This window comes from Rhodoglobus sp. GW821-FHT12B09, assembly GCF_058809925.1.
The window spans coordinates 226,549-246,696 of record NZ_JBXATB010000004.1 but is presented as its reverse complement, the minus strand read 5'-3'; the positions used below and the strand labels follow the sequence as shown (position 1 = coordinate 246,696).

The window sequence follows — 20,148 nt, the reverse complement described above, 5'->3', positions numbered from 1 at the left end:
CACTCCAGCGGCCCGCGCCAGCACCATCGGCGCGGGCCGCTCCCTCTTCTCCACCACCACAATGGGAGCACCATGATTCGCACCGGCACCCGCTACCGCCTGCTGGCCCTCTTCGTGCTGCCGGCCCTTCTCGTCTACGGCGGGTTCTCCGTGTACCCGCTGCTCAGCTCGGTGGCCCTGAGCTTCTTCGACTCCGACAAGGGGTCGGCCGGGTTCGTCGGCCTGGGCAACTACGTGTACCTCTTCACGGACCCGTACGTGAGCGAGCGCTTCTGGAACGCGCTGCGCAACAGCGTCGAGTTCTTCGCGATCCACCTCGTGGTCGAGCTCCCGATCGGCCTGCTCATGGCGGCCCTCCTCACCTCGAACTCCATCCGCCGCTCGCGGGGGGTCTACCGCACTCTGCTCTTCATCCCGGCGACACTTTCCGTGGTGATCGTCGGTTTCCTCTGGCGGCTCATCATCAACCCGCTCTGGGGCCTCGTCGCGTTCCCGCTGCTCGGGGATGCCACGACCGCCCTCCCCACGATCTCGCTCATGTCCGTCTGGCAGTACATCGGCATCCCGATGATCTTCCTGTTCACCGCCCTCATCGCGATCCCCGACGACATCCTCGAGGCGTCGCGCATCGACGGCGCCCGCGCCTGGGCGACCTTCTGGCAGATCAAGTTCCCGCTGATCCTCCCCCAGTTCGGGCTCATCGCCATCCTGACCTACATCTGGACGTTCAACGGCTTCGACATCGTCTACGCGCTGAACGGCTCGGCTCCCGGCCCCAACTACTCCACCGACATCCTGGGCACCATGTTCTACCGCACGTTCTTCGGGTCGAGCGGGCAGGTCGCCGACACCGACCTCGGCGCGACGATCGCCTCCGTGGTGTTCTTCATCATCCTCGTGACCACCGCCTCCTACTTCGTGGTGCTGCAGCGCCGCCTGAAGACCTACGAGCTCTAGGACGACCCCGTGACTACCGTTCCCTTCAAGCAGCGCCGCGCCCGACTCCAGAAGGGCGACGCCGCCTCGGCGACCCTCGTGCACGGCCTTCTCATCGTGTTCGCGATCGTCGCGATCCTGCCGATCCTCGTGGTCGTCATGAACTCCTTCAAGACGACCATGGGCATCTTCGGGGCGCCGTTCGCCCTGCCCGCCGCCGACACGTTCAACCTCGACGGCTACAAGAACGTGTTCACGCGCGGCAACTTCGCCGCGAACTACGCGAACAGCATCATCGTGACCGTTGCGACCATCGCCGCCACGATCGTGCTCGCGACCGGCGCGGCCTGGGCGCTCGTCGAGTACAAGGTGCGCATCTCGCCCCTGCTCACCGGCTTCTTCATCATCGGGATCATGCTGCCGATCCGCCTCGGGACCGTGCCGATCATCAAGATGATGGTCGCCACCCAGCTCATCGACACCCTCCTGGCGCTCGTGCTGGTCTACACCGCGATGCAGCTGCCGCTCGCGATCGCGCTCATGATGACGTACTTCCGATCCGTGCCCGGGGAGCTGAAGGAGGCCGCCCGCATGGACGGGGCCGGCGAGTTCCGGGTGCTCGGGATCGCGCTGCCCCTCGTGCGGCCGGGGCTCGCGGCCGTGGCATCCATCACCATGCTGCCGGTGTGGAACGACCTGTGGTTCCCGCTCATCCTGGCGCCGTCGAAGCAGAACCAGACGGTCACCCTCGGGGTGCAGCAGTTCGTCGGGCAGTTCCAGAGCGACTACCCGGCGCTGCTCGCCGCCCTCACGCTCGGCGCGCTGCCCCTCATCGTGCTGTTCACGGTGTTCTCGCGGCAGTTCATCCAGGGCCTGTCGGCGGGGTACGGCAAGTAGCGCTGCCGGTGGGTTGAGTAGGCCGCCCGCGGCCGGTGGGTTGAGTAGGCCGCCCGCGGCCGGTGGGTTGAGTAGGCCGCCCGCGGCCGTATCGAAACCGGACCGTTTCGATACGCGCGCCAGGGCGCGATACTCACCCCTCGCTAGCGACGGGGGCCGCGGGCGAAGAACGTGCGCAGGCGGTAGCGGTCGCCGCTGTACTGGATCTTCGAGGCGAAGAGCGGCTTGTCTGAGGCGTCCACCACGAGCTGGTTCATGACGAGCAGCGGCTTGCCTACCTCGAGGTCCAGGTGCTGGGCGGCGTACGCGTCCGCCTCGCGGGCCTCGATCGTGGCATCCGCCCGCGCCGGCGACAGGCCGGCGCGCAGCAGAACGTCGTAGAGCGAGGCGGTGCGGAAGTCGGTCTGCTCGAAGTCCGGGACCAGATCGGCGGGGATGCGCGTGAAGTCGATCGCGATGGGAACATCCCCCAGGTACCGCACGCGGTCGAGGGCGAAGAGCCGGGTCCCGGGGGCGATGGAGAACTCCTCAGCCTCGTCGATGGACGCGTGCCGCACGGCCGAGGTCAGCACCGTCGAGCTCGACGTGAGGCCCATCCGTGCCGCCGTCTCGGTGAACGACTCGAGGCTGTTCGGCCACTCCTTGCTCGACCCGGCGGCGGCGACGTACCAGCCCCGGCCGTGGGAGGCGTTGAGCAGCCCGTCCTGCACGAGCTGGTTGAGCGCCTTGCGGAGGGTGACGCGTGAGATGCTCAGCTGCTGGCAGAGCTCGCGCTCCGGGGGAAGCCGCATTCCCGGCTTGAGCACCCCTGATTCGATCTCCGAGGTGATCAGGTTCACCGCCTGGATCCAGAGTGGCTCGGGGTAGTCAGGGCGGATCGAACCGCTGGTTTCCAGTGCTGTCGACACGTGACCTGTATACCACCACACCAGTGTTTATCGGGGAACACACGGCCAACCTGACCCCTTCGGGAGGGCGTCTGGTACTCTGTTAAACGCTTGCTTGCGTGTCCCGTGCATTTCCGGGTCGCGCCGGAGGTCAGTGTCCGGTCGGATGCACGTGATGTTCGCCAACGCGAATCATGTGGCGACTGAGGCGAAACCAGGGGGTTTCAACTGGCCAGTTTGCCGTAAACAAGACCCGAAAGAGACTTTTGAAACGCTCACTGACGCTGTGTGCTGTCACGACCCTGATCATCGGTGTCAGCATCCCCGCCGCGGCCATCGCCGGCAACAACTACTCGTACACCGCCGCCCCCGCGTCGTCGACCGCCCCCATCGAGGCGCAGTCGTTCGCCTCGGGGTACTTCGACGCGCCCACCCCGGTCTCGCGCGACGCGTTCGGCGTCCAGACCATCGAGGAGGAGCCCGCCCTGGCCTTCTCCATCACCGGCACGCTCATGATGTGGCCGGGCAACGGCGGCATCAACGACGGTTTCGGCTACCGCGACGGCGGCGAGTTCCACGGCGGCGTCGACATCATGGCTCCGGGCGGCTCGACCATCGTCGCCGCCTCCCCCGGCACGGTCGTGACCGTGGCCGAGGACGACGGCTGGGGCGCCTATGTGAAGGTCGACCACGGCGGCGGCATCTACACCCTCTACGCGCACATGGTCTCGGGCTCGCAGAGCGTCTCCGTCGGCCAGTTCGTGGCCGCGGGCGACGCGCTCGGCATCGTCGGCCAGACCGGCTACGCGTCGGTCCCCCACCTCCATTTCGAGGTCTACGCGGGCGGCACGCGCGTCGACCCCATGGGCTGGCTGCCCTGAGGAGCTGACTAGTCGTCCCCGCGCTACAGATTCCGCGTCGCGCTACAGCAAATTGTGGCGCGCGAAACAAAACCTGTAGCGCGGCGGGAAAGTCGCTAGGCCGGCCGGAACAGCGCTAGAAGAACGTCCGCACGAGGTCCACGACGCGGGGGTCGTCGGCGTCGGCATCATCGACGACCGGGATGAGGCGCCACTTGTCGAACGCCGTGCAGGGGTGCGACAGCCCGAGGCGGAGGACGTCGCCGATCGCGGGGCCCTCGCTGGCGTACGGGAGGTACCCGTGCTGGTCGTTCACCCTCGAGAGCGGCCCGTACACCGACGTCGGCAGGTCGAGGTCGTAGGGGAAGTCGCGCTTGCCCCCGTCGAGGATGGCGAGGCCGGGCGCGGGGCGGGAGAGCACGCGCGCCCAGCCGTGCATCGCCGAGCGCAGGCCCGGCAGGGGCGTGATCCCGCGGTAGAAGCCCTCGTCGTGCAACTGGTACGCGCCGGAGCGCAGTACGACGGTCGCAGCCCCGACGAGCGGGCCGAGCACGTCGGCCACGAGGTCGAAGTACGCACTGCCGCCCGCCGTGACGATGGGCTTGGACCGCCAGGCGATCGCGGCGTGGAGCTCGACCACGCGGTCGAGGTAGGCGCGCACGGCGTCCACGTCCGCGGACGACCGGGTGCTCCCGGCGGAGCCCTCGTAGCCGCCCACCCCCGCCAGCCGGAGCTCGGGGGCGGCGTCGACCGCCGCGGCAACGGCCAGGGCATCCTCGACCGAGGGGGCGCCCGCCCGGCCGGAGCCGAGCTCGATCACGACGTCGACGGGCCGGGACGCGCCCGCGAGACCGGACCGCATGAGCGCGACGGCCTCGATGCTGTCGACCCAGCAGGTGAACTCGAAGGCCGGGTCGGCGAGCTCGACACCCAGCCAGCGCAGGGCGACCGGGTCGATGAGCTCGTTGGCGAGGATGATCCGCCGCACGCCGAACGAGCGCGCGAGCTGCACCTGCCAGGCGGTGGCGAGGGTGAGCCCCCACGCGCCGCCGTCGAGCAGCTGCTGCCAGAGCTGCGGGGCCATGGTCGTCTTGCCGTGGGGCGCGATCTCGAGGCCCCGCTCGACGAGCCAGTCCGCCATGACGGCGACGTTGTTCGCGGTGGCGGAGCGGTCGATGGTGAGCAGCGGCGTGGCGAAGGCGGAGAGCCGGGGCTCGGTGGCGAGGAACTCGCGCTGCGTCATCCCCCAGCTCGATGCCGGGAACGATTTGGCCCACGGCCCGAGCGCGACGTCCTGCATGCGTTCAGGCTAGCGTTGGCAGCATGAAGATGAGGATCGTCACCGACGCCGCGCCGGCACCCATGCCCGTGTTCTCACAGGCTGTCCGCAAGGGGCCGCTGCTCGCGGTGAGCGGCCAGGGCGGCGCCCACCCGGCCACGGGCGAGTTCTCGGCGGACATCGCGGAGCAGACCCGCCAGACGCTCCAGAACCTGCGGGCGATCCTGGTCGCAGCGGGCTCCTCGTTCGAGGACGTCATCATGCTGCGCGTGTACCTCACCACCCGCGAGGACTTCGCGGCGATGAACGCCGTGTACACCGAGTTCATGGCGGAGTTCGTGCCGAGCGGCATCCTGCCCTCGCGCACCACGGTCTTCCCCGCGCTTCCCCTTCCCCAGATGCTCGTCGAGATCGACGCGCTCGCCGTCATCGAGTAGCGCCGTGACCCGCCTCGGCATCACCGTCGACTACGCCGACGACTTCGCCAACTCCGCCACGGAGGTCGTCGAGTTCGAGCGCGCGGGCATCGACCTCGTCGCGGTCGCGGAGGCGTACTCGTTCGACGCCGTGAGCCGCCTCGGCTACCTCGCCGCAATCACCGAGCGCGTGGCGCTGCTCTCGGCGATCCTGCCGATCTACTCGCGCACGCCCGCGCTGCTCGCCATGACGGCCGCCGGGCTCGACTCGGTCTCGGGCGGGCGCTTCGAGCTGGGCCTCGGCTCCTCCGGTGCCCAGGTGATCGAGGGATTCCACGGGGTGCAGTTCAGCGCGCCCCTCGGCCGCCAGCGCGAGATCGTGGAGATCTGCCGCTCGGTGTGGCGGCGGGAGAGGCTCGAGCACGCGGGCAAGAACTACACGATCCCGCTGCCCGGCGGCCTCGGCAAGCCGCTCAAGCTCATCAACACGCCCGTGCGGGAGGGCATCCCGATCGCCCTTGCCTCCCTCACTCCGAAGGCCGTGGAGCAGACCGCCGAGATCGCCGACGGCTGGCTGCCGCTGTTCTACCACCCGACGAAGAGCGCGGCCGCGTGGGGGGATGCCCTTGCCGCCGGTGCCGCTCGCCGCGACCCCGCACTCGGGCCGCTCGACGTGATCGTGACGGCGCCCTTCCACATCGGCCCCGGCGCCGACCAGGCTCTCGACGCGCACCGCCAGCGCGTGGCGCTGTACGTGGGCGGAATGGGCGCGCGGGACGCGAACTTCTACAACGACCTCGCGGTGCGCTACGGCTACGGCGACGAGGCCGCCCGGGTGCAGGAGCTGTACCTCGCCGGGGAGAAGGCCGCGGCGGCCGAGGCCCTGCCCGAGGAGCTCGTGCGCGAGACCGCGCTCATCGGGACGGAGTCCGAGGTGCGCGACCGGGTGACTGCCCTCGTGGCATCCGGAGTCACGACCCTCATGATCGCGCCGCTCGCCCCCACCCGCCAGGGCCGCATCGCCGCGGTCGAGGCGGCGCGGTCGCTGCTGTAGGCGCTACGCCGCGAGCATCCACCCGCCGGCGCCCACGACGTGAACGAGCGGCGTGCGGTCGCTGTTGACGAGGGTGAGCATCCGGTCGAGCATGCGCTGGGCGAGCTCGCGGGGCACGCGCGTGCCGCGCACCGCGAGCGAGCGCAGTACCTGGCCGAGCGTGAGGGGCGTGTCGTGGTTCTCCAGCAGGGCGCGCAGCATCTCGAACTCGATGGGGGTCAGCGGGATTCGCTCGTCGCCCCGCCACACCTCCGCCGTGGAGTCGTCGAGCACGAGATCGGCGTACGCGTGGCTCGTCGGCGCGAGGCCGAGGCGGCGCACGAGCGGGCGGAGGTGGTCGACGACCTCCTCGAGCCCGAACGGCTTGGTGATGTAGTCGTCGGCACCCGCGGCGTAGCCCGCTAGGCGGTCCTCGTGCGAGGTGCGCCCGGTGAGGAACACGATCGGCGCGGTGACGTCCATCGCGCGCAGTCCCGTGACCACCTCGGTGCCGAGGGCGTCCGGCAGCATCATGTCGAGCAGCACGATGTCCGGCTGGAACTCGGGCACGGCGTCGAGCGCACCCGCACCGGTCGGGGCCACCCGCACCTCCCAGCCCTCCAGCTCCAGGGCGAGGGTGAGGACGTGGGTGAGGGGCTCCTCCTCGTCGACGACCAGGATCCGAACGGCTCGTGTCGTTGTCATGACCCCACTCTCGGCGATGAGGCTGTGAAATACATCGGGCGCGGGGATGAGACCGCCTACTCTCCCGGGAGTACGACCGGCAGCTGCCGTTCGGCTCTGGCGGCGGCGCGCACCGCCCCCATGCTCGCGATCACGACGAGGACGATGGCGACGGCATCCGGCACGGTCAGCGCCTGGTGCAGGATGACCAGGCCGGCCGTCGCGGCGAGTGCCGGTGACAGGCTCATCAGGATCGAGAAGGTCGCCGCGGGCAGCCGGCGCAGCGCCAGCAGCTCGAGTCCGTACGGGATCGCGGACGACAGCACCGCGACGGCGACGCCGATGAGCAGCACGTTCATGTGGAAGAGCGGCGGGCCGGCGGTGAGGATGCCGAACGGCGCGGTCACGACGGCTCCGATGCTCATGGCGATGGCGAGGCCGTCGAGCCGCTCGAAGCGCCGCCCCGTGCGCGCGGAGAGCAGGATGTACGCGACCCACATCACGCCAGCACCGCACGCGAACGCGACGCCGACCGGGTCGAGCTGCTCGAACCCGTTCCAGCCGAGGATCGCCACGCCCACGAACGCGAGCACCGCCCACAGCCACGCCGACGCCTTGCGGCTCACCACCACCGACAGGATGAGCGGCCCCAGCACCTCGATGGTCACCGTCGTGCCGAGCGGCACCCGCGCGATCGCCTCGTAGAACAGCCCGTTCATGAGGGCGAGCACGAGGCCGAACGCGACGACCGTGAGCCAATCGGCCCTGGAGCGCCCGCGCAGGCGGGGCCGGAACACGGCCATCAGGATCGCGGCCGAGAACACCAGCCGCAGCGTGACCATGCCGAGCGCGCCGACCTGCGGGAAGAGCGTCACAGCGGAGGCGGCGCCGATGTCCTGGCAGATGAGACCGATGAGCACGAGCCCCGCCGCGCCGACCGTGCCGCCCCTGCGCTGAGCGGTGGCGGTCGTCATCCCATGACCGTACCGTGCCGGTGCGACACTGATTCCACGCCCCTCGGATCCCCAGACCTCTCGCCCGCCCAGCCCGTCGTCCAGTCGGGAGGCGCCGGCGCAGAACGTCCGGCGGGATACCCTGACGAGCATGAGTGCGACCCTCCGCGCGATCGCCGACGCCGCCGGGGTCTCCGTCTCCTCCGTGTCGCGCGCGCTGGCCGGCCGTGGCGACCTCCGCCCCGAGACCCGGGAGCGCATCCTCGCCGCGGCCCGCGACCTCGGGTACAACCGGGCCGATGAGCCGCGCGGCCGCCCCGCCGCGCTCGACTCCCGCCTCATCGAGCTCGTGCTCGGCGGGTTCGACGACGCCTGGACCGACGCGATCACGGCGGGCGCCCGGCAGAGCGCGTTCGGCCTCGGCTTCGACCTGGTGCTCACGCTCGAGCGCGACGACCCCGCCGACGACTGGCCGGCGCGGGTCGCCACCCGGCGGCCGGCCGGCGTGATCCTCGGGATCATCCGGCCCACCCACCGCCAGCTGCACGAGCTCCGCGGGCTCAACATCCCCCTCGTGCTGCTCGACCCGCGGTCTGATCCCGAGGGCGAGCTCGCGAGCGTGGGCACCACCGACTGGCAGGGCGGCTACGACGCCGGGGCGCATCTGGCGGGCACGGGGCGCGGGCGCTTCGTCCTCGTCGGCGGGACGCCGCCGTACCGGTTCGGGCGGGCGCGGGAGGAGGGGTTCCGGCGTGCGGTCGCGGAGCGTGCGCCGTCGGCATCCATCACCCGTGTCGAATCGCCGTGGACCGGCTCGGCCCCGACGCGCCAGCTGCTCGACGCCCTCGCCGCGGGCGGACCGGCGGGCGTCTTCGCCTGCAGCGACCAGATGGCGGCGGCCGTCTACCGCGCTGCCGATCAGCTGGGGCTCGCGATCCCCGAGCAGGTGAGTGTCGTCGGATTCAACGACGAGCCCCGGGCACGTGTGATGCAGCCGCCGCTCACCACGGTGCGGCAGCCGCTGCAGGCGATGGCGGCCCGTGCGGTCGAGCTGGTGCAGGAGCTGCGGAACGGCGCGGTCCATCACGAGCGGATCGAGCTGCCCTCCGAGCTCGTGGTCAGAGGCTCGACCTCCACTCGCCCGGGGGCGTGAGCGGCACGAGCGGGGGCACGATGGCCGTCGAGGTGAGCCGCAGTGCGCGGCCGAGGTCGGCGGAGCGCAGCAGCGTGGTCATAATGTCGAGCACGTGCAGGGCGAACTCGCCGCTCGCCCGCGCCGGGCGGTCGGCGGTCGCCGCCATGAAGTCGATGAGCCCCACGCCGCGCGAGGCGTCCGCGTAGCCGGCGTCCACTCGCACCGGCGTCCACTCGCCGCCCTGCACGCCGTGCCGCAGCACGTCGCCGCCGAAGCCGTTGGGGTCGGGCACGATGAGGCTGCCCTCCTCGCCGTGCACCTCGAGGTGGGACGACGCCGTCGCGGCACTGTCGAAGCTCATGGTGATCGTGGAGAGCACTCCGGAGTCGTGCTCGAGCACGCCCGTCACGTGCGTGGGCACCGCCACATCGATGGTCTGCCCCTTGAGCTCCCCCGTCGCCACCGTGCGGTGGGGCCGCAGCGCACTCGCGGCGCCCGTGACGATCCGCACCGGGCCGAGCAGCTGCACGAGCGCCGACACGTAGTACGGCCCCATGTCGAGCAGCGGGCCTCCACCGGGCTGGTAGTAGAAGGCGGGGCGCGGATGCCACAGCTCGTGCCCGGGCGTCACCATGACCGCCGAGGCGGCGATCGGCGCGCCGATCAGGCCGCGCTCGATGGCCGATCGCGCGGTCTGGGTTCCCGTACCGAGGACCGTGTCCGGCGCCGACCCGACCCGCGTCCCCGCCGCCGCGGCGCGCTCGACGATGCCGCGGCCGTCCTCGAGGGTGACGGCCAGGGGCTTCTCGCCGTAGACGTCCTTGCCCGCGCCGATCGCGGCGAGCGCGATCTCGCGGTGTGCCGCGGGGATGGTCAGGTTGAGCACGACATCGACGTCGGGCGAGGCCACCAGCTGGTCGGCGCTCAGGACCGCCGCCGCGGGCAGCGTCGCCGCCACGGCCTCCGCGCGGTCGGTGTCGAGGTCGGCGACCGCCGTGACGACGACGCTGCTCGCGCCGGCGAAGGTCGACAGGTACTGCCCGGAGATGTTGCCGAGCCCGACGATTCCTACGCGGTACGGGTGGCCCACAGGATTCCTCTTTCGATGATGGTGCGGACATTCGGGTCGCGGAGCACGTCGAGGCTGTGCCCGGGCGTGCTCACCACGACGCAGCCCCTGCCCCAGAGCCGCGTCCACACCACGGGCGAGACAACGGGCCGATGCCAGGGATGCCACGGCCGCACGGGGTGCGTCGTCGTGGCGAGCACGTCGATGAGGTCGTCGTGCAGTACCCAGTACTGCTCGGTCTCGAGCTCGAAGTCCCCGATGCCCGCGGTGATCGGGTGCTCGCGCCCCAGTGCCGTCATCTCGACCGTGTACGGGAGGACATTGCCGTTCGCCTCGTCGGCGGCGACGGCATCCGGAGACCTGCTGGGGTGGGTCGCGAACTGGCCGCCCACGAGCTGCAGGTAGTCGGAGGATGCGCGGAACGAGTCGGCGATGCCGCCGTGCCAGCCGGTGAGGCCGGTGCCGGCGGCGACCGCGGCGCGCAGACCGCTGACCTCTTCGTCCGTCGCCTCCGACATCGTCATCGACTGCAGGACCAGGTCGGTGGCCGCCATCGCCTCCGCGTCTGCGTAGACGGCGGGCGACTCCTCGATCCGGACGGCGTACCCGTTGGCCTCGAGGTAGGGCAGGAAGAGCTCGGTGGCGGCGACCGGCTCATGGCCGTCCCACCCGCCGCGCACGATGAGGGCCTGGGGCATGCGCTCACGGTAGGCGCGGGCCAGACACCCGGTCAAACCTCCACAGGCTTTTTGCGCAAAAACATCTTTCCGATATCGGTGGCAGGCCCTAGACAGGAGTCATGACCTCACGCATGACCGCGAAGAAGTTCCACGAGGAGCCGGGCGTCGACGACTGGCGCGTGCTGTACTGGGGCGCCTACGCCCACTACGTGTGCGACTCGTTCGCGCACGCCGCCGCCCTCGTCGCGGCGATCGCCGAGGTCGCCGAGGAGGTCGGGCACTCCCCCGACATCGACATGCGGCCGCACGGGGTCACCGTCCGCACCTTCACCCACCCCGACGGGAGCCTCGGGGCGGCGGACCCCCAGCTCGCGCGGCGCGTCTCCGAGGTCGCCCGCGCGGGCGGCTACCGCTCGGACCCGTCCACGCTCCTGGTCACCGGCATCGCCGTCGCGCAGGACAAGGATGTCGACGTGCGGCCGTTCTGGGCCGCGATCATGGGCTACGAGGTGCTCGGCGAGGGGGACGCGATCGACCCCCAGCGCCGCAACCCGCACGTCTGGGTGCACGAGCTGACCCCGCCGAAGCCGGGCCGCGGCCGCACCCACATCGACATCTCGGTGCCCGCGGACTTCGCGGAGGCCCGGGTCGCGGCCGCCCTCGCCGCCGGCGGCCGGCTCGTCAACTCGTCGCCCGAGTGGTGGACCATCGCGTCGCCCGACAACCACGGTATCGATGTCGCCATCTGGCCCGACTTCGAAGACTTCCAGGACGAGGGATAGCCGCTAGGCGTTGGTGCGGGGACGGACTACCGGCGGCTCGACCGGCGCGGGCGGGCTCAGTAGCGCGCGGACCTTGCGCAGCCGGCGGACGGCCCCGCGCAGCGGGAGCCCCACGGCGAGCGCGAGATAGCCGCCGAGCGTGCGGTCGTAGGGGCCGAGAGCACGCTTGCGGTCCCAGATCCGGCGGAGGTTCCCGCCGAGGGTCGCGCGGAACTGCTTCCGCAGCGGCACCGGACCGCGGGCGACCGCCGCCTCGATGGCCGCGATCCAGGTCTCGTCGGATGCGGCGTGGAAGTAGTTCTCGTCGAGCCACGCCTCGCTCGGCAGGCGGTACACGCCCTCGATCAGGTCGGCGGAGCTGCCGAGCATCCCGCTGCCCTCGAAGACCAGGTTGATGAGCGGGCCTGAGACGCCGAAGTCGTCGATCGCCAGCACCGGGACGCCCATCGCCACGGCCTCGATCGCCGCCGTCGAGCTCACGGTGACGAGGGCCGCGGCATCCTCGAGATGGCTCGACATCGGCCCCGTGCTCACGACGAGGTTCTCGGGGAGATCGGGGATGGCGGCCAGGATCTCGTCGTAGGGGTACCTCTCCGAGTGCGTCTGCTGCTCGCCCGCCAGGCCGCGGAGCTTCACCACGATGCGGTGCTCGGGCTGCTGCCGGGCCGCCGCCACGAGCCACGACACGATCTGCTCCCGCTCGGAGAGGAGTTTCGGCACCTTGGCCTGTGCCGCGAACACGACATCGCGCCCCCCGCCGACCGCCGCCGGCGAGGCCGAGAGGAACGGCAGGGTCGAGAGCGCGAACTCCTGCTCGATACCCCACTGCGCGGCGAGCGCCCGGAAGGCGGCGATCTCGCGCTTGCTGTGCAGGATCATGAGGTCGACCTGCGAGCGGTAGTAGAGCGCGAGGAGGGTCTCCGGGATGGAGATGCCCGGGAGGCCGCTGACGATGACGGGGCGGCGGTCGACGGCGGCCACGATCATCCGCACCAGCACGCGCACCACCGGTCCTCGCACGGAGAGCAGCACCGCGTCGGGGCGCTCCCGCGCCACGAGGGCGGCGAGGCCGTCCAGGTCGACGAGCGGAACCTCGGCGGCGGGGAACGCGGTGCCCGCGAGCGCCGACTCGAGCTGGCTCGGGCTCGGCAGTGCCGGGGTCCGGATCACGACGAGGCTGGTCTCCCACTCGGCGGGCACGCGGTCGAGCACCGAGGCGCCCCACTTGATGTACGAGTCGGAGTCGGAGATCCCGAGTACTTTCACGCGCCGACCCGGCGGAGCTTCGCGAGGGGTGCGAGCTCACCGGGGAACACCTGCTTCACGCCGTCGCCCATGGCCTCGGTGATGATCCGGATGTCGCGCACGAGGTGCTCGAAGCCGCCGGGCTCGAGGGATGCCGCGTGGTCGGAGCCCCACATCGTGCGGTCGAGCGTGATGTGGCGCTCCACGGCGACGGCACCGAGGGCAACCGCGGCGAGCGAGATCTGCAGTCCGCGCTCGTGGCCGGAGTAGCCGATCGGCACGCCCGGGTAGCGCGTGCCGAGCGTCTCGATCATGCGGAGGTTCGCCTCCTCGGGCGGCAGCGGGTACGTCGAGGTCGCGTGCAGCACGATGAGCTTCTCCGGGTCGAAGACCTCGACCGCGGCATCGATCTGCTCGATGGTCGACATGCCGGTGGAGAGGATGATCGGCTTCCCCGTGTCGGCGAGGGCGCGGAGCAGCCCGACGTCGGTGACCGAGGCGGAGGCCACCTTGTGCGCCACGACGTTGAGGTCCTCGAGGAACTCGACGGACGGCTCATCCCACGGCGATGCGAACCAGTCGAGGCCGCGCAGGTTCGCGTAGTCGCCGATCTCGACGTACTGGTCGCGGTCGAACTCCACGCGGTACCGGTAGTCGAGGTAGGTCATGGTGCCCCACGGCGTCTCGCGCAGCACACTCTTCATGTGGTCGGGCGTGGAGATCTCGGGCGTGCGCTTCTGGAACTTGACGGCCTGCGCGCCCGCCTCCGCCGCGACGTCGATGAGCTGCTTGGCGATCTCGACGTCGCCGTTGTGGTTCAGCCCGATCTCCGCGATGACGTAGACGGGGTGCGTCGTGCCTACGGTGTTGGCGCCGAGCGTGACCATAGTTCCTCCAGGGTTGGGGTTGATGAGTCGTGAGGGGTGAGCACGCGGTCCGCAAGTTCGCGGATCGCACCGTGGCCGCCGGCGCTGGTGAGCACCACGCGCGCCGCGGCGAGGACGAGAGGGTGGGCATCCGCGACCGCCACCGGCCACCCGACCAGCCGCAGGCAGCCGAGGTCGTTCACGTCGTTGCCGACGAACGCGACGCGGGAAAGGTCGACGCTGTTGTCCGCGGCCCAGCGGGTGAGCACGCTGGCCTTGTCGTCGACCGCCTGCCGCACCTCGACCTTGAGCTTGTGCGCGCGGACCGACACCACCGGGTTGGCCTCTGTCGAGAGGATGAGCACCGGCAGCCCCGCGCGGCGGAGAAGGGCGATCCCCATGCCGTCGGAGCGGCTGACGGTCACGGACTCGGAGCCGTCGGACCCCACGTGCACGCGGTCGTCGGTGTGCACCCCGTCGAAGTCGGTGACGACGGCGTCCACGTCGATGCGACCGGCGGGCGAGACGAGCGGCGCGATCGCCGATGCGAGCTGCAGGTCGTCGAAGCTGTCGATCTCGATTGCCGTGAGGTCGGGGACGATCGCGAGGCCGACGCGCCCGAAGAACCGGAACCCCGCCTCCACGAAGCCTGCGGCGCGCATCACGTAGAACGCGCCGGTCTCCAGGAACTGCGGCTCGGAGTCCTGCCTCCGCAGTCGGAACGACGCGTCGTGGTTGATGCCGCGCGCGCCCTCGTCGGTCTGCCGCCAGAGGAACCCGTGCGACTCGCGCGCCGCGAGCACCACGTCGGACTCCCCGGACGCGACCCGCGAGACTGCCGCGTCCAGGTCGGCGGGGTCGATGAACGGCGAGGTCGCCTGGATGAACACGAGGATGCCCGGGGCGGGCTCGATCGCACCGAGCGCGTGCAGCAGCGCGGCCTCCGAGCTGGCGCCGTCGTCCGACAGCTCAGCGGGACGGTCCACGACGAGCGCGCCCGCCGCACGGGCGGCCGCCGCGATCTCGGGGCTGTCGGTGCTGACATACACGTCGTCGACGAGCCGCGCCGCGACGGCCGACCCGACGGCCCGCGCGATGAGCGAGACGCCGCCGACGGTGCGCAGGTTCTTCCCGGGGACGCCCTTGGACCCCCCGCGCGCGGGGATCACCGCGATGGTGCGAGCGGCGGTCGAGGTCATTCGTGTGAAGCTACGCGGGCCTCACGTACCGCAGGTGGCCAGCCGGTGAACGCGAGGGGGCGCCATCCACCTGCCCCGTTCTACCGCGTGGGCCGGTGAACGGCTCACCAGGTCGAGTCGCCCCGGATCACGACATCCGACCCGCCGTCGATGAAGACGACCTGGCCGCAGAGGTGCGCGTTCTCCTCGCTGGTCAGCCACGCGAGCAGGTAGGCGGCGTCCCGTGGCGGGAAGATGCCGTTGAGGGGCATCGGCACCATCGAGAGCACGGACTGGCGGGCCTCTGCCGACCCGGTGAGCGCGGCGGTCATGGGCGTCTCGACGACGCCCGGTGCGATGGCGTTCAACGGGATGCCCGCGCCGGCCCACTCGGCGGTCGCAGCGTTGCGGCGGATCCACAGGGCAAGAGCCCGCTTCGTGGTGCCGTAGATGAGGTTCGCCGCGTCGCCCCCGGCAGCCTCGAGCTCGGCACCGCGGGCGAGCGCTGCGGTCTCGTCGCCCGCCGCGAGCGCGCTCAGGAGCGCATCGTCCGGAGGGAACAGGGATGCCATGGAGGCGGTGGCCACGGCGCGCGGCGCGCTCGAGCCGACCAGCAGGGGCCGCAGCCCGTTCAGCGTGGCGAGCGTTCCGAAGTAGTTGACGGCGACGGTGGTCGCCGTCGGCGCTGCGAGCCCGGCGTTGGCGATGATGGCGTCGATCCGCCCGCCCGACAGCTCTGTGACGTGGCCGACCAGATCAGTGCGGCCCTGCGGGCTCGAGAGGTCGACGGTGACATCGGCGTCGTGGACGTCGACGCCGATCACCCGGTGCCCGCGCTCGCGCAGCAGGTCTGCGGTGGCCCTGCCGATGCCGCTGGCGGAGCCGGTGATGACATAGGTACGGGGTGTGGTTTCCACTCGAGTCTCCTTTGTTCCTTGAGCCTCCTCGTCAGTGCGGCGATCCACCAGTGACCAAAGTCCCGCGGGACCGCGCCGTGAACCGTGCGGCCCGGCGCGTCACCCGGTGCGGATACCCCCGGCCGCGCGCGACCTCCACCGACGACCGCTGCGCCGGCCGGGAGAAGAACCAGGTCTTCGCGAGCTCGACCAGCACCAGGTACACGATCACTATCGCCACGAGAGCGAGGAAGAACGGAAGCGGGAGGGGTGTGAACCCGAGCACACCGGCCAACGGAGAGAACGGCAGCCAGCTCCCGATAGCCACCACGGCGAGGGCGGCCGCCACGAGCCCTGCGGAGGGCCGGCTCGTGAGGAACGGCACGCGCCGAGTACGGATCGCGAAGATGATCAGCGTCTGGGTGGCGATCGACTCGATGAACCAGCCTGATCGGAACTCGCCCGGCCCGGCATGGAATACCGCGAGCATCATGGCGAAGGTGGCGAAGTCGAACAGTGAGCTGACCATGCCGAAGAGGAGCATGAAGCGCCGGATGTATCCGATGTTCCAGTGGGACGGCGCCAGCAACTGCTCCTTGTCGACGCGATCGCCGGGTATCGCCAGTTGTCCTGCGTCGTAGAGCAGGTTGTTCAGCAGGACCTGCCCGGGGAGCATCGGCAGGAAGTTGAGGACGACGGAGGCCACGGATGCGCTGAACATGTTGCCGAAGTTGCTCGAGGTTCCCATCAGCACGTACTTGATCGTGTTCGCGAAGATCCGCCTCCCCTCGACCACGCCGTCGGCCAGTACACCGAGGTCCTTGTCGAGAAGGAGCACGTCGGCGGCGTCCTTCGCGACGTCGGCCGCCGTCTCCACCGAGATGCCGATGTCGGCCTGGTGAAGGGCGAGGGCGTCGTTGACACCGTCTCCGAGGAAGGCCACCGAGCGGCCCGCGTCCCGCAGCACCCGGACGAGCCGGGCCTTCTGCTCCGGCGACACCCGCGCGAAGACGGTCGCCGCAGCAGCCGCAGCCCGGAGTTCGGCGTCCCCGAGGGCATCGACGTCCGTTCCGACGAGTGTGCCGCCGGAGGTGAGCCCCACCTCCGCGAGGACGCGCTCGGCGACGATCGCGCTGTCGCCGGTGGCGATCTTGACCGAGACGCCCAGCTGGGTCAGTCGCTCGAGGGATGCACGGGCGTCCTGCTTGGGCGGGTCGACGAAGGTCAGGAATCCGACCAGCTCGAGCGCGGCCTCATCCCCCGCACTGAGCCGTGACTCGCCCGGTGCGGCCCGCCGGGCAACGGCGACGACCCGGGCTCCCCGCGCGTACTCCCGATCGAGGATGGCCTGCGCCGCGGCATCCGCAGTGCTGCAGACGCGCATGACGTCCTCCGGCGACCCCTTGGTGACGAGCATCCGACGGCCCGCGGGGTCGTCGACGAGCACGCTGGTCATGCGGCGCTCGTGGTCGAACGGCAGGACCTCGACCTGCCGGTACCCCCTGGGGCGCCCCTCGGTGATCGCGGTCGACTGCCACAGGGCGGCGTCCATCGCGTTGAGGCCGACGGTGGTGACCGGGCTCATCGAGTAGTCGGCCTCCGTCGCCAGCAGGCCCAGGAGGGCGACCTCGTCCGCCGTGGTCCGTCCGGCGACCGGCAGAGCCGCGTCGAACCTGATCCGGCCCTCGGTGAGAGTGCCGGTCTTGTCCGTCACCAGGAGATCGATGTCGCCGAGATCCTCGATGCAGACCAGGCGCTTGACCAGGACCTTCTGCTTCGCGAGTGCGCGCGATCCGACCGCGAGGCTCGCGCTGACGACAGTGGGCAGAAGCTGCGGCGTGATACCCACGGCGATCGCGAGGGAGAACAGCAGCGAGTCGATGATCGGGCGCTGAAGGAGGACGTTCGCCGCGAAGATGAGGCTGGTCAGCGAGACGGCGACCACGAGCAGGAGCGCGGAGAACCGCCCGAGGCCGCGCTGGAACTCTGTCTGCGGCTGCGCTCCGGCGAGCCCCACCGCAACTCGTCCGAACTCGGTGCGGGCGCCGGTGTCGACCACCACGGCCACAGCCGTGCCGGATTGGACGACGGTCCCCATCAGCAGGCAGGACGACAGGTCGCCGAGCGCCGCGACCCCCGCCACCGGATCGGCGGACTTCGCCACCGGCAGCGACTCCCCGGTCAGGATCGCCTCGTCGCACGTGAGGTCGTGGCAGCTCAGGATGCGCAGGTCCGCCGGAACCACGGAGCCCAGGCCGACGCGCACGACATCGCCGGGAACAAGGGCCGTGACGTCGACCTCGGTCGGGGCGCCGTCACGAAGGCACACCACCGTGTGCCGGATCCTGTCGTGCAGCGCATCGGCCGCCCGCTCTGCGCGGTACTCGTTGACGAACCCGAGCGCGATGCTGGCAGTGAGGATCACCGCGATGATCGCCGCATTGGCCCCCTCGCCCACGAAGACCGAGACCACGGCGGTGACGAAGAGGAGCAGGAGGATCGGGCTCCTGAGCTGGCGGATCAGAACTGCCCCTCCCCGCGCGCGACGCGTCCGAAGGACGTTGGGGCCGACAACGGCGATGCGCCCCGTGGCATCCTCGCCGCTCAGGCCGAGCTCAACGGAACGGAGGGAGTCCAGCACCTCACCGGTCGTCTGCGCCGAGGCGGTCTGGATCGCGGACGCGGCCTCCACTACCTCGTCGACTTCACGACGAGCAGGTTCACGACGTTCGTGACATAGGGCGTGGACCAGGCAGCACGGCCGGCATCCGCCTTCTCCACGGCGGAGTACACGGTTCCGCGGAGGACTACCTCGTTCCCCGTCACGGTGACCTCGATGCCGTCGGCGTCGAGGAGCGCGTTGCGGTCGAAGGCGTCACGGATGCGCTCGGCAGCGTCCCGGGCCACGGGGTGCGCCGGAAGGGCGATCTGGTTGTCCACGCGCACGATCCCGACGGTGTGCTCCGCGATCCGCTCCGCCTCCTGCCGCTGGAAGTTCCACTCCAGCGTGCCCACGAGGGTGACCACCCGGTCGCTCACGACCACTCCGACGCGGTCCCTGGGGATCGTCGAGCACCAGAAGATCGAGTCCCGTACCGCTTTGGCGATCTCCCGGTCGTTCCGCGCGGGTCGGTAGGGCACCTTGACCGAGATGTCGTTCGCGACCGCGGTGACACCCGCAACCCGGAGGGCGGCGCCGGCCGCGAGCCGCACCTGATCGAGACTGGGCACGTAGCCCGTCAGTTCGACGACGCCGTCCGTGACGCCGACGATCAGGTGGCTGTCATCGACCTCGGGCGTCCACTCGAGCTCGCGTCGCACCGCCTCCAGCAACTGCGGATCGGTGACCGGGACGGTGGTCTTGGTGGTCACGGCTGCACCGCACCCCTCGGCCGGATGACGGCCACGGGGCAGGGCAGTTCCGACACCACCGCCTCGCTCACCGAGCCGAGCAGTGCCCGGGAGAGGCCGTGCCTGCCGTGCGTGCCGACCACGAGCATCCGGGCGCCGATGCCGGCAGCCGGAAGGGCAACCTCGGGGCGCGAGCCGCTGATCTCCGTGTGGATCGTCAGGTCCGGGTACCGCGAGGCCAGGCCCGCCACCGATTCGGCGATCACCAGGCGGTCGTCCTCCGTCGGCTCGGTGTCGACGAGCAGCGGCTCCGTCAGCCCCCAGGGCTCGGGCTGCCCCCAGGCGAACACCGCGGTGAGGTCCTCGTGGTAGCGGTCGGCCAGCTCGGCCGCAAACGCCACTGCGGGGGCGGATGCCTCCGAGCCGTCGGTCCCGACGACAACGCCGTGCCCGGACGGAACGGACGCCGACGGTGCCACGACCACGGAGCACGGCGCGAGCCGCGCGAGCCGGACCGTCCGCGCACTGGCGCCGCTGTACCGGCCCTCGGGGTGCGCCCCGACGACAAGGAGGTCAGCGCCCTGCGCGCTGGCGACCAGCTCGGTCACGGGCGAGCCGAACCGCACGTGCGACGTGATCAGCGTTCCCGGGGATGCCTGCCGCGCCGTCGCGGCGCGATCACGCAGGTGCTCCTCCGCCCGCAACAGGGCGGTCTCGATGTAGTCCTCGGGCGCGTGGCCCCAGGTGGTGTCGACGACGTGGACCAGCTCCACCGCGACATCGCGGTGCGCGGCGAATCCCATCGCCCACTCGATAGCGGGGTGCGGCCCCTCCACTGCGCTGACGGCTACGACGATCTTCTCCATGGCTGTCTCGCCTCCTTTGCATCCCACCCTGCGTCCGCGTCGTCCGCGCGGTAAGGGCCGAAGGTCCCGCGCGCGACGGGGGGACCTTCGGCCCTGTGTGGGGCGCCCGGACGGGTTCACGATGGCGGGACCGAG

20 protein-coding genes are annotated in these 20,148 nt (G+C 70.9%); 7 read left to right on the top strand and 13 right to left on the bottom strand.

Annotation, left to right across the window (positions count from 1 at the left end):
* Nucleotides 1–72: 72 nt before the first annotated feature.
* The gene (locus tag AC1RTC_RS10605) at nt 73–957 is read left to right on the top strand and encodes a carbohydrate ABC transporter permease (protein ID WP_493155496.1); all 885 of its coding nucleotides are present in this window, start codon (nt 73–75) and stop codon (nt 955–957) included.
* Nucleotides 958–966: 9 nt separating this feature from the next.
* Entirely contained in the window at nt 967–1,833 is an 867-nt protein-coding gene (locus AC1RTC_RS10600; protein ID WP_493155495.1) for a carbohydrate ABC transporter permease, read from the top strand.
* Between the two features lie 143 nt (nt 1,834–1,976).
* On the opposite strand, the gene AC1RTC_RS10595 is transcribed toward AC1RTC_RS10600, so the two are convergent.
* Nucleotides 1,977–2,741, bottom strand: coding sequence for a GntR family transcriptional regulator (locus AC1RTC_RS10595; protein ID WP_493155494.1), 765 nt, complete (start codon nt 2,739–2,741; stop codon nt 1,977–1,979).
* Between the two features lie 245 nt (nt 2,742–2,986).
* On the opposite strand from AC1RTC_RS10595, the gene AC1RTC_RS10590 reads away from it, so the two are divergent.
* Complete coding sequence (locus AC1RTC_RS10590; RefSeq protein WP_493155493.1) at nt 2,987–3,601, top strand: M23 family metallopeptidase; 615 nt, start codon at nt 2,987–2,989, stop codon at nt 3,599–3,601.
* A 115-nt stretch (nt 3,602–3,716) separates the two neighbouring features.
* On the opposite strand, the gene AC1RTC_RS10585 is transcribed toward AC1RTC_RS10590, so the two are convergent.
* Nucleotides 3,717–4,880, bottom strand: a complete 1,164-nt coding sequence (locus AC1RTC_RS10585) for an alanine racemase (RefSeq protein ID WP_493155492.1) — start codon at nt 4,878–4,880, stop codon at nt 3,717–3,719.
* Between the two features lie 23 nt (nt 4,881–4,903).
* Between AC1RTC_RS10585 and AC1RTC_RS10580 the strand changes: the two genes are divergently transcribed.
* Both AC1RTC_RS10580 and AC1RTC_RS10575 read left to right on the top strand, forming a co-directional pair.
* Nucleotides 4,904–5,296 (top strand): RidA family protein, encoded by a 393-nt coding sequence (locus AC1RTC_RS10580; protein ID WP_493155491.1) that lies wholly within the window; start codon nt 4,904–4,906, stop codon nt 5,294–5,296.
* 4 nt (nt 5,297–5,300) lie between these two features.
* Entirely contained in the window at nt 5,301–6,329 is a 1,029-nt protein-coding gene (locus AC1RTC_RS10575; protein ID WP_493155490.1) for an LLM class F420-dependent oxidoreductase, read from the top strand.
* Nucleotides 6,330–6,332: 3 nt separating this feature from the next.
* Here the strand turns inward: AC1RTC_RS10575 and AC1RTC_RS10570 are convergent, their stop codons facing one another.
* Together AC1RTC_RS10570 and AC1RTC_RS10565 are read right to left on the bottom strand one after the other, a co-directional pair.
* A complete protein-coding gene (locus AC1RTC_RS10570; protein ID WP_493155489.1) occupies nt 6,333–7,013 on the bottom strand; it encodes a response regulator transcription factor in 681 nt (226 codons plus the stop codon).
* 56 nt (nt 7,014–7,069) lie between these two features.
* Nucleotides 7,070–7,966, bottom strand: coding sequence for an EamA family transporter (locus tag AC1RTC_RS10565; RefSeq protein ID WP_493155488.1), 897 nt, complete (start codon nt 7,964–7,966; stop codon nt 7,070–7,072).
* Between the two features lie 130 nt (nt 7,967–8,096).
* Between AC1RTC_RS10565 and AC1RTC_RS10560 the strand changes: the two genes are divergently transcribed.
* Nucleotides 8,097–9,098: a LacI family DNA-binding transcriptional regulator gene (locus AC1RTC_RS10560; protein ID WP_493155487.1), complete on the top strand. Its 1,002-nt coding sequence runs from the start codon at nt 8,097–8,099 to the stop codon at nt 9,096–9,098.
* Here AC1RTC_RS10560 and AC1RTC_RS10555 read toward each other — a convergent pair.
* Nucleotides 9,064–10,170 (bottom strand): Gfo/Idh/MocA family protein, encoded by a 1,107-nt coding sequence (locus AC1RTC_RS10555; protein ID WP_493155486.1) that lies wholly within the window; start codon nt 10,168–10,170, stop codon nt 9,064–9,066. The two genes, AC1RTC_RS10560 and AC1RTC_RS10555, sit on opposite strands and share 35 nt — an antisense overlap.
* Nucleotides 10,149–10,847: a ThuA domain-containing protein gene (locus AC1RTC_RS10550; protein ID WP_493155485.1), complete on the bottom strand. Its 699-nt coding sequence runs from the start codon at nt 10,845–10,847 to the stop codon at nt 10,149–10,151. Before AC1RTC_RS10550 ends, AC1RTC_RS10555 begins: the two co-directional genes overlap by 22 nt.
* A gap of 101 nt (nt 10,848–10,948) precedes the next feature.
* Here AC1RTC_RS10550 and AC1RTC_RS10545 point away from each other — a divergent pair, with 101 nt between their 5' ends.
* Nucleotides 10,949–11,611 (top strand): 4a-hydroxytetrahydrobiopterin dehydratase, encoded by a 663-nt coding sequence (locus AC1RTC_RS10545; RefSeq protein WP_493155484.1) that lies wholly within the window; start codon nt 10,949–10,951, stop codon nt 11,609–11,611.
* 3 nt (nt 11,612–11,614) lie between these two features.
* Here the strand turns inward: AC1RTC_RS10545 and AC1RTC_RS10540 are convergent, their stop codons facing one another.
* From AC1RTC_RS10540 to AC1RTC_RS10510, 7 genes are all read right to left on the bottom strand, one after another.
* The gene (locus tag AC1RTC_RS10540) at nt 11,615–12,877 is read right to left on the bottom strand and encodes a DUF6716 putative glycosyltransferase (protein WP_493155483.1); all 1,263 of its coding nucleotides are present in this window, start codon (nt 12,875–12,877) and stop codon (nt 11,615–11,617) included.
* Nucleotides 12,874–13,743: an N-acetylneuraminate synthase family protein gene (locus AC1RTC_RS10535; RefSeq protein ID WP_493155482.1), complete on the bottom strand. Its 870-nt coding sequence runs from the start codon at nt 13,741–13,743 to the stop codon at nt 12,874–12,876. Before AC1RTC_RS10535 ends, AC1RTC_RS10540 begins: the two co-directional genes overlap by 4 nt.
* Complete coding sequence (locus AC1RTC_RS10530) at nt 13,716–14,921, bottom strand: cytidylyltransferase domain-containing protein (protein WP_493155481.1); 1,206 nt, start codon at nt 14,919–14,921, stop codon at nt 13,716–13,718. Before AC1RTC_RS10530 ends, AC1RTC_RS10535 begins: the two co-directional genes overlap by 28 nt.
* 104 nt (nt 14,922–15,025) lie before the next feature.
* Entirely contained in the window at nt 15,026–15,817 is a 792-nt protein-coding gene (locus AC1RTC_RS10525; RefSeq protein WP_493155480.1) for an SDR family oxidoreductase, read from the bottom strand.
* A gap of 31 nt (nt 15,818–15,848) precedes the next feature.
* A complete protein-coding gene (mgtA, locus tag AC1RTC_RS10520) occupies nt 15,849–18,488 on the bottom strand; it encodes a magnesium-translocating P-type ATPase (RefSeq protein WP_493155479.1) in 2,640 nt (879 codons plus the stop codon).
* Nucleotides 18,488–19,168, bottom strand: coding sequence for a BON domain-containing protein (locus tag AC1RTC_RS10515; RefSeq protein WP_493155478.1), 681 nt, complete (start codon nt 19,166–19,168; stop codon nt 18,488–18,490). The genes mgtA and AC1RTC_RS10515 overlap by 1 nt, the downstream gene beginning before the upstream one ends.
* Nucleotides 19,165–20,013 (bottom strand): universal stress protein, encoded by an 849-nt coding sequence (locus AC1RTC_RS10510; protein ID WP_493155477.1) that lies wholly within the window; start codon nt 20,011–20,013, stop codon nt 19,165–19,167. The genes AC1RTC_RS10515 and AC1RTC_RS10510 overlap by 4 nt, the downstream gene beginning before the upstream one ends.
* Nucleotides 20,014–20,148 lie beyond the last annotated feature (135 nt).

Bases quoted from the DNA above. Each gene is read 5' to 3' on its own strand.
- AC1RTC_RS10570 (WP_493155489.1), bottom strand. From the start codon at position 7,013: ATGACAACGACACGAGCCGTTCGGATCCTGGTCGTCGACGAGGAGGAG.
- AC1RTC_RS10605 (WP_493155496.1), top strand. From the start codon at position 73: ATGATTCGCACCGGCACCCGCTACCGCCTGCTGGCCCTCTTCGTGCTG.
- AC1RTC_RS10530 (WP_493155481.1), bottom strand. From the start codon at position 14,921: ATGACCTCGACCGCCGCTCGCACCATCGCGGTGATCCCCGCGCGCGGG.
- AC1RTC_RS10580 (WP_493155491.1), top strand. From the start codon at position 4,904: ATGAAGATGAGGATCGTCACCGACGCCGCGCCGGCACCCATGCCCGTG.
- AC1RTC_RS10545 (WP_493155484.1), top strand. From the start codon at position 10,949: ATGACCTCACGCATGACCGCGAAGAAGTTCCACGAGGAGCCGGGCGTC.
- AC1RTC_RS10560 (WP_493155487.1), top strand. From the start codon at position 8,097: ATGAGTGCGACCCTCCGCGCGATCGCCGACGCCGCCGGGGTCTCCGTC.
- AC1RTC_RS10565 (WP_493155488.1), bottom strand. From the start codon at position 7,966: ATGACGACCGCCACCGCTCAGCGCAGGGGCGGCACGGTCGGCGCGGCG.
- AC1RTC_RS10535 (WP_493155482.1), bottom strand. From the start codon at position 13,743: ATGGTCACGCTCGGCGCCAACACCGTAGGCACGACGCACCCCGTCTAC.
- AC1RTC_RS10510 (WP_493155477.1), bottom strand. From the start codon at position 20,013: ATGGAGAAGATCGTCGTAGCCGTCAGCGCAGTGGAGGGGCCGCACCCC.
- AC1RTC_RS10550 (WP_493155485.1), bottom strand. From the start codon at position 10,847: ATGCCCCAGGCCCTCATCGTGCGCGGCGGGTGGGACGGCCATGAGCCG.
- AC1RTC_RS10585 (WP_493155492.1), bottom strand. From the start codon at position 4,880: ATGCAGGACGTCGCGCTCGGGCCGTGGGCCAAATCGTTCCCGGCATCG.